At 54.1% G+C, this 14,505-nt stretch carries 13 protein-coding genes; all 13 read right to left on the bottom strand.

Annotation, left to right across the window (positions count from 1 at the left end):
* Position 1 precedes the first annotated feature (1 nt).
* Complete coding sequence (locus AV656_RS00655; RefSeq protein WP_063177844.1) at positions 2-1,372, bottom strand: replication initiation and membrane attachment family protein; 1,371 nt, start codon at positions 1,370-1,372, stop codon at positions 2-4.
* 28 nt (positions 1,373-1,400) lie between these two features.
* Positions 1,401-1,862, bottom strand: a complete 462-nt coding sequence (nrdR, locus tag AV656_RS00650) for a transcriptional regulator NrdR (RefSeq protein ID WP_063178835.1) — start codon at positions 1,860-1,862, stop codon at positions 1,401-1,403.
* A 190-nt stretch (positions 1,863-2,052) separates the two neighbouring features.
* Positions 2,053-2,436, bottom strand: coding sequence for an adenosylmethionine decarboxylase (gene speD, locus AV656_RS00645; protein WP_063177843.1), 384 nt, complete (start codon positions 2,434-2,436; stop codon positions 2,053-2,055).
* Positions 2,437-2,714: 278 nt separating this feature from the next.
* Entirely contained in the window at positions 2,715-3,737 is a 1,023-nt protein-coding gene (locus tag AV656_RS00640) for a glyceraldehyde-3-phosphate dehydrogenase (protein WP_063177842.1), read from the bottom strand.
* 128 nt (positions 3,738-3,865) lie between these two features.
* Complete coding sequence (gene coaE, locus AV656_RS00635; protein ID WP_063177841.1) at positions 3,866-4,462, bottom strand: dephospho-CoA kinase; 597 nt, start codon at positions 4,460-4,462, stop codon at positions 3,866-3,868.
* Between the two features lie 13 nt (positions 4,463-4,475).
* Positions 4,476-5,348: a bifunctional DNA-formamidopyrimidine glycosylase/DNA-(apurinic or apyrimidinic site) lyase gene (gene mutM / locus AV656_RS00630; protein WP_063177840.1), complete on the bottom strand. Its 873-nt coding sequence runs from the start codon at positions 5,346-5,348 to the stop codon at positions 4,476-4,478.
* A 43-nt stretch (positions 5,349-5,391) separates the two neighbouring features.
* Positions 5,392-8,025, bottom strand: a complete 2,634-nt coding sequence (gene polA / locus AV656_RS00625; protein WP_063177838.1) for a DNA polymerase I — start codon at positions 8,023-8,025, stop codon at positions 5,392-5,394.
* Positions 8,026-8,113: 88 nt separating this feature from the next.
* A complete protein-coding gene (hflC, locus tag AV656_RS00620; protein WP_082818542.1) occupies positions 8,114-9,166 on the bottom strand; it encodes a protease modulator HflC in 1,053 nt (350 codons plus the stop codon).
* Entirely contained in the window at positions 9,156-10,139 is a 984-nt protein-coding gene (hflK, locus tag AV656_RS00615) for an FtsH protease activity modulator HflK (RefSeq protein WP_063177836.1), read from the bottom strand. Before hflK ends, hflC begins: the two co-directional genes overlap by 11 nt.
* 145 nt (positions 10,140-10,284) lie before the next feature.
* Positions 10,285-11,448, bottom strand: a complete 1,164-nt coding sequence (gene pnpS / locus AV656_RS00610; RefSeq protein ID WP_419865544.1) for a two-component system histidine kinase PnpS — start codon at positions 11,446-11,448, stop codon at positions 10,285-10,287.
* Positions 11,449-11,798: 350 nt separating this feature from the next.
* Entirely contained in the window at positions 11,799-12,521 is a 723-nt protein-coding gene (locus AV656_RS00605; RefSeq protein WP_063177832.1) for a response regulator transcription factor, read from the bottom strand.
* A complete protein-coding gene (locus tag AV656_RS00600) occupies positions 12,490-13,011 on the bottom strand; it encodes a MaoC/PaaZ C-terminal domain-containing protein (RefSeq protein ID WP_063177831.1) in 522 nt (173 codons plus the stop codon). The genes AV656_RS00605 and AV656_RS00600 overlap by 32 nt, the downstream gene beginning before the upstream one ends.
* 524 nt (positions 13,012-13,535) lie before the next feature.
* Positions 13,536-14,474: a malate dehydrogenase gene (mdh, locus tag AV656_RS00595; RefSeq protein ID WP_063177829.1), complete on the bottom strand. Its 939-nt coding sequence runs from the start codon at positions 14,472-14,474 to the stop codon at positions 13,536-13,538.
* Between the last annotated feature and the right edge of the window lie 31 nt (positions 14,475-14,505).

Raw genomic sequence — 14,505 nt, 5'->3', positions numbered from 1 at the left:
CTCAGTTGACACCGCCTTTCGTCATGCCGAATTTCTCCATGAGGCGGATCCTCCTTGCCTCGACATCCGGATCCTTATCCTCAGCCTTCGGCTCTTTTTCGGCCTCGGGTTTGTTTTCTTTCCGGTAAAACCAGTCAGGTACGGCTTCGGTCTTGGCTCCAGGTTTACGGGACCTCTGAGTTCCCCCGCCCTCCTGTTTCCACTTCATATACTTATCATGCTCTGTCCGTGCCAGTTCGAGCGCGTCCTTCACATTATCGACTTTTTTCGCCATCCAATGGGAAGCAATCCGCTCAACATAGTTGTTTGTCAGCTTCCCGTCGTTCCTGAGCCAGACATACTGAAGCAGAACATTGACAACACCGGCCGGCAGGTTATGCTCCAGCACGAGCTTCTGCGCAAGTTTCACATCCACCTGCATCGGCTCACGACCGCCGTTGATGTCTTTCAGCATCTCAACCGGCGAGGTCGTTTCAAAATAGAGGATCAGCTCGTCCTCTTTCGTCTTGGGTTCATCGGAAGCAGCCGTTTTTTCCGGCGAAGCCATGATTTTCGTGATTTTCGGGGCGGTATTCGACCGGGACAGCTTGTAATAGTCGGCAGCCGCACGCTTCAGCCGGTCTTCCGTCAGGTTGCCGTCCGCATCGATGGCCAGCAGGACGACTTGCTGCATGTCAATCGGGGACAGGCCGTACAGGAAAGCGATCCGGACGATCATTTCTTTCACGGCCGGAGTAAAGGCCTTCCTCGGCACAAGCTGCGCGGACAGCCCTTCCATCATGAGGGGGAAATCGAACGGATGACCGGAGAAAGCGAGCTTATGCGCCCGCTGATCGGACTCATATGTATCGGTATCTTCCTCCATCGTGCCCGCCTTGATGGACTTGTACACTTCGGGGAATGACCTGGATACTTCCTCATAGCCTTCCGGGACCGGCGGGTTCAGAAAACGTCCGCGGAGCCGTTTGTATGTCTGGGCCCCCACCCTGCCAAACAGGAACATCGACAAGATCGGATCATGGAAAAACGTATCCGGATCCAGAGGGGGCTTGAGTTCATAGAGGAAGCTCCGTGCTTCCCCTTCATTTTTCCGATAAGTCTTGAGCAGCCCGATTCCCTCCAGTGACAGCCTGGCGTCAAACAGCGTACCGACCGGCATGTCAAGAAGGTTGAGGAGATGATAATGGGTGGACTCGACGGTCCCTTCCCGCTCGGCCTCTCCCCAAAGGGCAAAGAAAACCGCCATCGCCCCGTGCCCGATTAGCGGCTGGTAGAGTGCGGTCAGGATCTGGCGGTCAAAGTCGGAAAACGGATAAGGAAGCCGGACGCAATACGCATCCGACGGCTGCAGTTCTTTGTAGAGCGGATTCATATTCCCATCCTTTCTTTCCGCGAACCAATCAGTCATCTTCTTTCTTTAAAAGGTCTTTCAATTCGTCTATGAAGACATTAATGTCTTTGAACTGACGATAGACGGAGGCGAATCGGACATACGCGACATCATCGATCTCAACGAGCCGCTCCATCACCATCTCTCCGACATCTTCGGATTTAACCTCGGCATTTCCCTGGCGCCGGAGTTCCTTCTCAATCGAGAAGACGACCTCCTCAAGGACGTCAAGAGGGACAGGCCGTTTTTCACAGGCCCGGATCAGTCCGCGCAGTACTTTCTCGCGGCTGAACTCTTCCCGCGAACCGTCTTTTTTCACGACGATCAGCGGCATCTCCTCGACTTTTTCAAACGTTGTGAACCGGTATCCGCAATCCTCGCATTCCCTGCGTCGCCGGATCGCCTTGCTTTCGTCCACCGGCCGGGAATCGACGACTCGCGTCCCGTTGTGCTGACAAGCCGGGCACTTCATCGGCATCCCCGCTTTCTGAATGAGTTCATGATCGTCCGGTCACCCATGTGAACGGAGAGATCCATTCATTCCATTATAGCAGAGTTCTGCGGGCGGCTAAACGGGATTCTGCCTGCCCGGAAATTGCTCCAAAAATATAAAAAAGCAGAAGCTTCTGCCTCTGCTCTTGATGTCCCAATCATAAACGGTGTCAGGCCATGACGGTGACGGCTGTTTTGCCGGCCGCAACAGGGCCCATGCCCCGGGGCAATTCGGTCATCTGGCGGTTCTTGGCTCCGAGCGCTTCTGCGATATAGCCAGCTGCAATAGTCGGATCAAGATCTCCGCAAGTATACACGTCAATGCTTGCATAGCCGTGCTCAGGGAAGCTGTGGATCGTGAGGTGCGATTCCGAAATAATGACGACCCCGCTGACCCCTTGTGGTGCAAATTTGTGGAAAGCAACTTCCCGCACTTCCGCACCCGATCGCAATGCGGCTTCGACAAATGTCTGCTCGATATACGGCATGTCATTCAACTTGTCGAATTCGCACTCCCAAAGTTCTGCAATTACATGACGACCCATTGTTTCCATGGTTCGTCCCCCCTTCTTCAGTAGATGATTGCCGCTGTCGGCAAACGGGCAACCACGGGGGAAAGTTAGTCCGATGAGGTCCTAACCCTTTAAGCTGCCCAGCGTGAACTTTGAGGGCTCACGGGATTATTATATGATGGTAGCCCTCTGAACGCAACTATTAATCTCAATCAGAGGATAAAAGGCCAGGGTTTTCCAGCAATGATCTCTTTAAAATCAGCCGCCCGCCTTCCCCTCCGGCTAATAAAAACCCCGGGCAAAGCCCGGGGTCTGGAATATCATGCATTGACTTTCGCGCCGATCCCGGCTGCGACTTTCCTAGTGAGGTCGACAACGCGTGCAGAATAGCCCCATTCGTTGTCATACCATGCGAGGACCTTCACTTTACGGTCTCCCATGATCATGGTCGTGAGCCCGTCGATTGTAGCAGAGTGCGCATCCGTCTTGAAGTCACTCGAGACAAGCGGTTCTGTCGTGTATCCAAGAATTCCCTTGAGCGGGCCTTCTGCCGCACGGATGAACGCATCATTGACTTCTTCGACCGACACGTCACGGTTCAGGTCAACCACGAGGTCGACGAGCGAGACGTTCGGAGTCGGGACGCGGAGCGCCATGCCGTGAAGCTTGCCTTTCAGTTCCGGCAATACGAGTGACAGTGCTTTTGCTGCGCCTGTCGTCGTCGGAATGATCGACTCTGCCGCCGCACGCGCACGGCGGAGGTCCTTGTGCGGATTGTCGATGTTGTTCTGGTCATTCGTGTAAGCATGAACAGTCGTCATCAGTCCGCTGTCGATGCCGAATTCGTCATTCAGCACTTTGGCAACCGGTGCAAGGCAGTTTGTCGTGCAGCTTGCATTGGAAATGACATCATGACGGTCAAGGTCAAGCTGATCGTCATTTACGCCCATGACAATGGTGACATCTTCGTTCTTGCCCGGAGCGGTCAGGATGACTTTCTTCGCACCGGCTTCAAGGTGAAGGGCCGCTTTATCGCGGGAGTTGAACTTGCCGGTCGCTTCGATGACGATATCGACGCCGAGTTCTTTCCACGGTAGCTTCGCCGGGTCGCGTTCAGCAATTAGCTGGACCCGCTTGCCGTTGACGACGAGCGCGTCATCCTCAGTCAGGACATCTCCTTCAAACTTTCCGTGGATGCTGTCATACTTCAGAAGATGTGCAAGGGTTTCCGGCGGGTAACTTGCGTTGACCGCGACAATATTTAATCCGTCTTCGAGGATTGCCTGGCGGAATACCATACGGCCGATGCGGCCGAAACCGTTAATAGCGATGGAAGGGTTCATGAGGGGGCCTCCTGTAACTGTGTTATACTCATTTTTCTTTTGCTTGCAATTAGTATATCACATTTATCGAAAAATGCACCCTCGTTTATCCCGTTCTGTGAAGTTCAACTTTTCAGAAGTTTCCCTGTTCAGGGAGTGGCATTCCAGGCCTCCAAAATCCGGTCAAGCTGCTTTTCCGACTCCCCGATGGTCCCGTTGTTATAGATGACAGCATCCGCTCCACGTTCTTTTTCAGGGATAGGCAGCTGCGAAGAGATCCTGGCCCTTGCTTCCTTCTCGCTGAAACCATTCCTCTCCATCAGCCGCTTTAGCTGGGTCTCCTCCGTCACTGACACGACAAGGATTTTGTCGACGTAGTGCTGGAGCCTGCTTTCGAACAGGAGCGGAATATCCATCACGACAGTTTTTGCCCCTCTGTCAAAATACCCGTCGCGCTGACGCAGCATTTCCTTGCGGATGGCGGGATGCATGATGTCGTTCAGTTTCTTGCGTTCTGCCGGATCATTGAAGATCCGTTCACCGACCGCAGCTCTGTCCATGGTCCCGTCTTCAAGAATCACTTCATCTCCGAATGCCTGGCGGATCTCATTAAGGGCCGGCTGGCCGGGCTCGACCACGAGCCTGGCCACCCGGTCAGCATCCACAATCGGAAACCCTCTTTCCTCGAACATCCGTGAAACGGTGCTTTTCCCGCTCGCAATACTTCCGGTCAATCCGATAATCATCGTGACACCTCTTTCAATGCTGGCATTTCGGGCAATAGACCGATGTCCGCCCGGCTATCGTCACCCGCCTGGTTTCCGCACCACATTCGGGACAGCTTTTACGCCCGTACATGCGCAGCCGCTCCTGCATGCCGCCTGCTTCCCCGTTGATGTTCCGGTAATCCGAAATCGAGCTGCCGCCTGCTTCAATCGCTTCCCCGAGCACCTGCCGGATCTCAGCGAATAGCCGATCAAGACGCTTGATGCTGATTCTTCCCGTCTTCCGTCCCGGATGGATGCCGGTCCGGAAAAGTGCTTCAGTCGCGTAGATATTTCCGCAGCCAGAGATGACTTTTCCGTCCATGATTGTTTCCTTGATCGGTTTTCCTGCGTATTTCGGTGTTCTGCACAAACTCAGAAAATGTCCTGCAGCAGACTCATCAAACGGCTCCGGCGCCATCGCGAGCAGTGGCGGATGATCCCCTTCTTCACCGATCAGGCGCAGCTCACCAAAGCGGCGGATGTCTGCGTAGGCGAGCAGGCCGCCGTCCTCCATTCCGAAGATCACATGGATATGCCGGCGAAACTTTTCCTCTGTCACTTCATCGATGTCATTGACCGCAAACCAGGCTCCCGACATGCCGAGATGGCTGACAAGCAGATGGGGTTCTCCGTTTTTCTCAAGGTGAAAATAGATGTATTTGCTCCGGCGGGTGACATCCGTGATTGTCATCCCGCGCATCTGTCCGGCAAACTCTTCCGGTGAAATGTTTTTCAGAATCGCTTCTTTTGCTTCGGACTTTGATCGGATGATCGTATCGGAAACAGCGATGTCCCGGATTGTCCGTCCGGACGCGGCGGGGGCGAGCGACCGCACGACCCCTTCAACCTCCGGCAATTCCGGCATGTTGTTCAACTTCTTTCTTTTATAAAATGGTTCTTTTTCTGTCTTATTTCGTATCGTACCAGGATGGTCCGGAGGCGGATTCCACCAGAAGCGGAACATCTAGCTCCAGTGCAGCCTCCATCACATCCGGCACAATTTCCGTGAGCTTTTCAAGCTCTTCCTCCGGGCACTCGAAGATCAGTTCATCATGCACTTGCAACAGCATGCGCGCCTGGAGGCCTTCCTTCTCAATACGCTTGTCCATCTCGACCATCGCCTTCTTGATGATGTCCGCTGCGGTCCCCTGAATTGGCGTGTTCATTGCTGTCCTCTCGGCAAAGCTTCTGAGATTGAAATTCCGGCTGTTGATATCCGGAAGGTATCGCCTGCGGTTCAGAAGTGTGGTGACAAAACCTTGTTGCTTCGCCTCGGCAACCGAATCCTCCATGTATTGCTTGACGCCGGGGAAACTGGCCAGATAGCGGTCGATGAATTCTGCAGCTTCTTTTCGCGTGATGTTCAGGTTCTGAGAAAGTCCGTAATCGCTGATCCCGTAAACGATCCCGAAATTGACAGCTTTCGCCGCACGCCGCATGTCCGATGTCACATCCTGCGCTTCCACGTGGAACACATCCCCGGCAGTCCGGGTATGGATGTCCTCACCTTCCCGGAATGCGTCAATCAGCTTCTCGTCTCCGGACATATGGGCAAGGACGCGAAGTTCGATCTGTGAATAGTCCGCGGCGAACATTACCCAGCCCGGTTCCGAAGGGACGAAGGCTTTGCGGATTTTCCTTCCTTCCTCGATGCGCACCGGGATGTTCTGCAAATTCGGGTTGGTGGAGCTCAGCCTTCCTGTCTGGGTGAGGGCCTGCTGATAATAGGTATGGATCTTTCCATCCTCATGAATTTCTTTCAGAAGCCCCTCGATGTAAGTGGATTGAAGTTTTCCAAGCTGGCGGTATTCGAGGATCAGATCGATGATCTCATGCCGTCCGCGGAGCTTTTCAAGCACATCCGCCGCAGTGGAATAGCCCGTCTTCGTCTTCTTGATGACCGGCAGTCCCATTTCCTCGAACAGGATCACGCCCAGTTGCTTGGTCGAGTTGATGTTAAACTTCTGTCCGGCCTGAGCGTAGATCTGTTCCTCAATGGCTTCGAGCTTGCCGGCAAGGCCTTGTCCGATCTCTTCCAGGATTCCCCGTTCCGTCCTGACTCCGGTGGCTTCCATGCGGCCGAGGATCGTCGCAAGAGGAATCTCAAGCTCCCGATACAACTCAAGTTGCTTGTTTTCCTTGAGGCGCCCTTCTACGGTATCGCGCAACCTGTGTATGGCAAGTGCCTTGCGGCTGGCGTGTTTCGCCACGGTTTCCAGTTCGGGAACCGCCCGTTTGGTACCTTTGCCGTAGATGGCCTGGTCTTCCAAAATCCCCGAAAAACCAAATTCTCTTGCTGCGGAGGACGCATCCGTCAGCGACACGGACGGATTGGCGATATAAGCGGCGAGCAGGAGGTCAAAGACAATGCCGTCCGCCTGCATCCCAAGCCTGGCAAGCGCGGCAAGAGAGGCTTTTGCGTCAACGGTCAGTTTCTCCATCGACTCATCTGCAAGCCATTGTGCGAACTGCGCGTCCCCTACCAGACTGGCTAACGGAATATAGACGGTCTCGTCACCATCGGAAAGCGACACCCCGAGAATATCTGCCGTATGATAAAACTCATCGGACAGTTCAACATGGAAAGCGGTACCGCTTTTCAGAAGAGATTCCGGCGCTTTCTCGGCGACCGCGAAATGGATCTCTTCTGCTTCCTCGGATTCCGTTGCCGATTGAGGCCCATCCGCCTTCTCAATGAGTGTCCGGAAGTTCAGCTCACGGAACACCGGGATGACCTGCTCCATGTCCGGCCCAGGATAGCTGATGTCACCCAGTCCGATCTCGATCGGGGATTCGGTGTTGATCGTGGCGAGCGTCTTGCTCATCCTGGCCAGTTCCTCGTTCTCGATCAGCTTCTCCTTCAGCTTTTTCCCGCTTACCCCATTGATGCCTTCATAGACTCCTTCAACTGTTCCAAACTGTTTCAGCAGCTTGATCGCCGTCTTTTCCCCGACGCCGGGCACCCCCGGGATATTGTCGGACGCATCTCCCATAAGCCCCTTCATATCGATGATCTGTTCAGGCGTCAGGCCGTACTTCTCCATCACATGATCCGGCGTATAGGACTCGATGTCGGTCATTCCTTTTCGGGTGATCTGGACAGTCACCGCTTCATCAGCGAGCTGGGTCAGATCCTTGTCACCGGTGATCACGACAGTCTCGACTCCGTCAGCCGCCGCTTTCCGGCTCAGTGTGCCGATGATGTCATCAGCCTCAAAAGACTCAAGCTCGTACTGTCTGATGTTGTAGGCTTCCAGCATCTTCCGAAGATACGGAAACTGCTCGGACAGTTCGGGCGGCGTTTTCTGCCGGCCGCCTTTGTACTCCTTATAAGTGCTGTGACGGAACGTTGTCTTTCCCGCGTCCCATGCAACCAGCATATGGGTCGGCTCTTCATCTTTCAGGATCTTCTCCAGCATCATCGCAAAGCCATACACCGCGTTGGTATGAACGCCCTGATCATTGGTCAGGAGCGGCAAAGCAAAAAACGCTCGGTAGGCCAGGCTGTTCCCGTCAAGGAGCAGCACTTTCTGCTTGGTCATTCCGGTCAACCTCCATCCGCATATAAAAACGTCGTCTCCCTCCATCTTACCACAGGGGCAGGATGGAGCAGAAACGACGTGATGGCGCTTATTCCGTGAATCCGGAAAGGATTCTTGCATATGGGGAATCGGACGGAATGACAATCATCGTTTCCTCGCCGATCGTCTTCTTGTACGATTCCAGTGTGCGGTAGAGCTCATAGAAATCAGGGTCTCTCGAGAATGACTGGTTGTAGATGCGGGCGGCTTCCGCCTCACCTTCCGCCCGGATCACTTCAGCCTCCTTTTTCGCTTCAGCCAGAAGTTCCTGCACTTCCCGGTCTGTTTCGGCTTCGATGCGCCGCTTTTCCGCATCCCCTTCCGACAAATAGGTCTGGGCGGTGGATTCCCGCTCTGAAATCATCCGGGTGTAGATGGACTGTTCGTTCTCCGGTGGAAGGTCGATCCGCTTCATTCTGACATCTGTCACTGCGATGCCGAAATTCCCGGATTCCAGCAGCTCGTTCACCCGTTCCGTCACCTTGTCATTCAGGTTGCCCCGCGAAGAATCTTCGTCGTTGACGATGCTCGTGTAGTCAAGCTGTCCGAGCTCCGAGCGGACGACGGAGTAAATGTACTCTTCCATCCGCGCCTCTGCATTGACGACATTCCGTGCGTTATTGATCATCAGCTTCGGGTCTGTGATTCGCCAGACCGCATAGTTGTCGATGATCATGCGCTTTTTATCCTTTGTCGTGATTTCCGCTTCGGAAACATTGTAGGCCATCTGGTTTTTCGGGAGCATGGTCACGCTTTGGAGAAACGGGACCTTGAGCTTGACACCCGGGTCGGAGTCAATGCGGACGATCTCCCCGAACTGCCGGACGACGCGGTATTCGTTTTCCTTCACGACATACACATTCGCCAGAAGGATGAGCAGCACTGCAAAAATGGCTGTGAGCACAATGGCCGGCTTGACGAACTTTCGCATGTCGGCAGGCGGCTTCGGTTCCGCCGGCCCTTGCGGTTTCTTGGACCGCTTCTTTCCAAAAGAGACGAGCTTGCTGCTGCCGCCCGATTTCTTGCTTGCCTGAGCTTGCCGCTGCCGCTCCAGAAACTTTTCTTCGATGCTCTTGAACGGATTGTTGTCATTATTGGCCATTGTTTTCCCCTCCTTCCTCCTGGGCGTTCTGATCGGTGCTTTGAGGTGCGGCCTGCTGCGGCGGCTGGATCGGCAAGTACTTCACGGTCCCTTCACCGTCATTCATGATGTAGATCTTTGCTCCAGGAAGAACCTGCTCAAGAGTCTCAAGAACCAGCCGCTCTCTCGTGATTTCCTGGTTGTCGCGATACTCGCCGTAAAGCTTATTGAACACTGCCACGTCCCCGTGCGCCTGCTCGATCCGGGAAGTTTTATCCCCCTGCGCCCTGGAGAGGATCGCGTCCCGCTCACCCGTGGCTTCGTTCTTTTTCTGGTTCTCATATTTCTTGGCCTGGTTGATCTTTGTGCTCTTCGTCTCCCGGGCATCGGTGACCGCGGTGAATGCGGAGCGGACTTCCTCGTTCGGCAGTTCGACATCCTGGAGCTTCACCCCCTGGATGGAAATCCCGATGTCATATTTATCGACAAGTGTGCTGAGAAGGTCCCTCGTCTCCGCCTCGATCTCTGCCTTCCCGTCCGTAAGTGCATCATCAATCGGCGACGAGCCGATGATTGATCGGATCGAGGCCGCGGTGGCATCATGCAGCAGTTCCCTCGGATTCTCGGAGTTGAACAGGTATTTGACCGGCTCGGTGATTTTCCACTGGACGACGAGATCAGCCAGGACGATATACTCGTCTCCTGTGATCATCTTTGTCTCTTTGTCATAGGAGATGAGGTTTCCGTCCTCATCCTGGTTGTAGCCGAACGTGGTACTGAATGTCTCCTTGGACAGTTTCTCTACTTTTTGGACAGGCCATGGCAGCTTGAACTTCAGCCCCGACTCCGTTATCGTTTCATCGGCCTTACCGAACGTGATGATGACAGCCTGTTCGCCTTCATCCACCGTATACCACGTCGTGAATGCGAGGATGATGAGAACGAGCCCCGCAACGGCCATCCCCGCTATTGTCAAAATGCGCTTAACGCTCATATCGGATTCTCCTTTGTTTGGTCTATGTATAGTTCTTATACGGGTATCAGCCCCCTGCGGTTTCATCATTTTCAGCGTTCTGACAAAAAACGGACACAAAAACTCCCCGTCTGCTTCGCTGTTGCGCGAAGCAGACGGGGAATGATCAGACATCACTCAATGGAATGTGCACTGTAAAGGTCGTGCCTATTCCCGGTTCACTCTCAACAGAGATCGTACCGCTGTGAAGGTCCACAAGATGCTTCACAATGGACAGGCCGAGCCCGGTGCCGCCGGAATCCCGGCTTCTTGCCCGGTCAACCCGGTAAAAGCGCTCGAACAGTCTTGGCAGCTCATCAGCCGGAATACCGATGCCCCGATCGGTGACGGAAATGGACGCCATGCCTTCAGTAGCGGTCGCCGTAACCTTGATGGGCGTCCCGGGCTTTGAATAGCTGATGGCATTGGACAAGAGATTGACCAGCACCTGGACGAGACGCTCGGGATCCGCCTTGACCGACAGTTCTGGCGGACAATCGGATTGAATGCTCATCTCCCGGTTTTTCAGCCTGCCTGAAACAGAATGAATGGAACGCTCGATCACATCCTGTACATTGACCGTCTTCAGCCTAAGTGTATACCCTTCTTTTTCGATCTTTGACAGGTCCAGAAGGTCTTCAATCAGCATTTCGAGCCTTTCGCTCTCTCCATGAATGATTTCCAAAAATTGCATGGTCGCTTCTTCATCTTTAATGGCCCCGTCCATCAGGGTCTCGGAAAAACCGCGAATGGATGTGACCGGTGTCCTGAGTTCGTGGGATACATTGGCGACAAAGTCTTTCCGGACCCGTTCCAGGCGGATCAGTTCGGAAATATCGTGCATGACGACGACGATGCCGAGCCATCCCCCGTGTTTGTCTATGACAGGTGCAGAATAGACCGCCACCGTAAGGTTGCCTGTGTCTGTACCGATATCTATCTGTTCTGTAACCGGCTTTTCCCGGACAGATACCGTGTCAATCAGCGTCACAAGTGCTTCCGGCAGCCCGGCAGCTTTGTATGGGTTGCCGATCAGTCCGTCCTCTTTCTGTCCGACCTGATTGAGGAAAAATGAATTGGCCATGGAAATCTCGGAATTTCTTCCGATCATGAGCAGGCCACTGCCCATATTGGCGATCAGGGTCTCCAGCCGCTCCGCTTCCGTCTCACGGATGGACTCCATCTCCTGGAGATTCCGTGCCAGTGCATTGACCGCCGTGACCAGCCCGAGCTGGATTCCCGGAGCCGTCCAGCCTGCCCTTGCAGAGTAATTGCCTTTTGCCAGTTCCATGGTGGTGTCCGTCACCAGGTCAATCGGACGGATATACCGTTCCGTCAGCCGATGGAAAACGATGATCGTTACGATGAAAGCAGCCATAAAGGCGATGACAATCAGCCTGAGAAAACGTACCGGCGCGACTCCTGCATGATCAGCGGCCATTCTTTCAGTGAGTTCTTCCTGCTCCCGATGATCCATCGCAATTCCCATCTCATCCAGATGCCGGGCGATCGCCTCAGCCTCGGACTTGAGTTCCTGATCCTGCATGATGGGAAATGTCTGGCCGAGAACGATGGCAAGACCGGCCAGGGTGATGGCCATGATAAGTGTGAATGCAAAGAACAGCCGCCTCTGGAGCGATTTCATCCTTCCTGAGGACCTTCGAATTTATAGCCGGTGCCGCGAATCGTCTTGATAAAGACCGGACGCCTTGTGTTTTCTTCAATCTTGTCACGAAGGTGGCTGATATGTACGTCAACAATTCTCGTGTCGCCGGCAAAGTCATAGTTCCAGACCGCGCTGAGAAGCTGGTCCCTCGACATCACACGGTTCCGGTTGGAGATCAGGTGGACGAGAAGTTCGAATTCCTTGGGTGTGAACTCCAGCGGGACACCATCCTTATAAGCTTCAAAACGCTCCGGATAAACCTTCAGAGCCCCGGATTCGTACACCGGTTCTGTCTCTTCTTCGTCTGTCCCCGGTATGGCTGTGCGCTGCTCCGATCTGCGCAGCACGGCCTTGATCCGTGCCACGACTTCCCTTGGGCTGAACGGCTTTGTCATATAGTCGTCAGCGCCGAGCTCCAATCCGAGGATTTTCTCCAGTTCATCCGACTTCGCGGTGAGCATGATGATCGGGGTGTCCACACCCTTCTGCCGGAGCGTACGGCAGACATCCATACCGTCCAGTTTCGGCAACATCAGGTCCAGGACAATCAGGTCAGGACTTTCCGTCTCTGCTTTTTGCAGACCTTCCTCACCGTCCGCGGCGGTAATCACTTCATAGCCCGCCTGTTTCAGGTTGTACTCAAGCAGTGTCAAAATCGGACGTTCATCATCCACGACCAGAATTCGTTTCACGTTCATCCATGCCTCCATCAGGCGCACCAAGCGCAGAAATTTCCGTACTTCCACCAGTAACCGGCGCCACTTCTGCCACCAGTTCACCGGTCATGACCGATCGGTTTTCCTCGTCTGCCGCCTCCACACGGATCAGGGCAGTACGTGCAAACAGGTCCACATTGATGACAGTCAGATCGAAGGTCACTGTGGACCCGTGCCAGGCGGCTTCCGGAAACCGGAACCGCTGCTCCAGCACCCGGGACCCGGGTCCGGGAAGATGCTTTGAAACGGCTGAACTGACGATGCCATTCAGCATGACAACGGGAACAATCGGCCGATCATAGCCTGCTGCAGCCGTGAAGTCATGCTGAATATAGAGCGGGTTGCTGTCATTGGTAAGCCCGAGGTACAGGAGCAGGTCCCGATCATCCATCTTCTCGACGATCTTCAGCGATTCCCCTTCGGTCAGCTCTTCTGCCGGACGGATCCGGACACGGCGCCGGTTGAATAGCAATTCAATCTCCCCTTTGGCGTTTGTGTAGTTTGCAGATGACAGAAATAATCCGCCGGTCTGCTTTCTTCCAATATTCTTATTATAGCATGGACGGCAATCGCAACGGGACCTCGGAACAAGAAAGATGGCATTGAAGCGATGCTTGAAAAGGGAAAAGAAGAGAAGCTGCAGAATGATAAGATTTCCTGATCCCGAAGGTGTCCATGACCCTCCACTACAATCCACCAGCGGCCGGTTTGGGTAAGATCCCCGGATTTGGAGTAAGACCTCTGGATTTGGAGTAACGGTCCCTCATTTGGAGTATGCCAACCGGATTTGGAGTAACGGTCCCTCATTTGGAGTATGCCAGCCGGATTCGGAGTAACTGTCCCTCATTTGGAGTAAGACCCCCGAATTTGGAGTATGGCGTTTTCCATGTGCAAATTTCTTGGATTCGTACGCAAACCTTGAAACGACAAATCAGACCAGGAATGATGTATTCCGGGTCCGATTTAATGTTCGTTCATTATTTCTGATGCAGTGCGTCATTCCAGTACGTTCATCACGTTTCTGACGGACTCGGCGGATTTCTCAAAGCTCTTTTTCTCATCCGGAGTCAGGTCCAGCTCGATGATCTTCTCGATGCCGCCAGATCCGAGCACCGCAGGTACGCCGATATAAAGCCCGTCCATCCCGTACTCGCCTTCAAGATATGCGACCGACGGAAGCACGCGCTTCTGATCTTTAAGGATCGCTTCTGCCATCTCGGCAAGGGACGCGGCCGGCGCATAATAGGCAGACCCGTTGCCGAGCAGATTGACGATCTCCGCTCCGCCCTTTCTCGTCCGGTCTACGATTTCATTCAGCCGTTCCGGCGAGAGGAGTTTTTCAAGCGGTATGCCGCCTGCATAGGAGTATCGGACAAGCGGGACCATATCATCGCCATGTCCGCCGAGGACAAACCCGGTGACGTCTTTGACCGATAGATTCAGCTCTTCGGCGACGAATGTCCGGAAGCGCGCCGTATCGAGCACACCGGATTGTCCGATGACCCGTTCCTTCGGGAAGCCGCTTTCCCTGAATACCGTATACGTCATCGCGTCCACCGGATTCGTCAGCACCAGAATGGTGGTATCCGGGGAATGGCCTGCCACTTCAGACGTGACAGCTTTCATGATTTTCTGGTTGGTCTGGACAAGCTCATCACGGCTCATGCCGGGCTTCCGGGCCATGCCTGCCGTGATGATGACCAGATCGGAGTCCTCCGTGTCCCGGTAGTCGGAAGTACCGGTGATTTTCGCATCAAAACCCAGTACCGGTGCCGATTCCGCCATGTCGAGCGCTTTCCCCTTGGTCGGGTTCTCCATGTCCGGAATATCGACCAGGACGACGTCACCAAGTTCTTTTTGGGCAATCAGGAAAGCTGTTGTGGCGCCTGTGAAACCTGAACCGATCACCGAGATCTTCTTGCGTCTGTTGGACATTGCTCTCACTCCTTTGAAAGGTACGTTCCTT

It is taken from the genome of Bhargavaea cecembensis, assembly GCF_001619585.1.
Classification (GTDB): domain Bacteria; phylum Bacillota; class Bacilli; order Bacillales_A; family Planococcaceae; genus Bhargavaea; species Bhargavaea cecembensis_A.
This window is presented reverse-complemented; position numbering and strand designations above follow the sequence as displayed.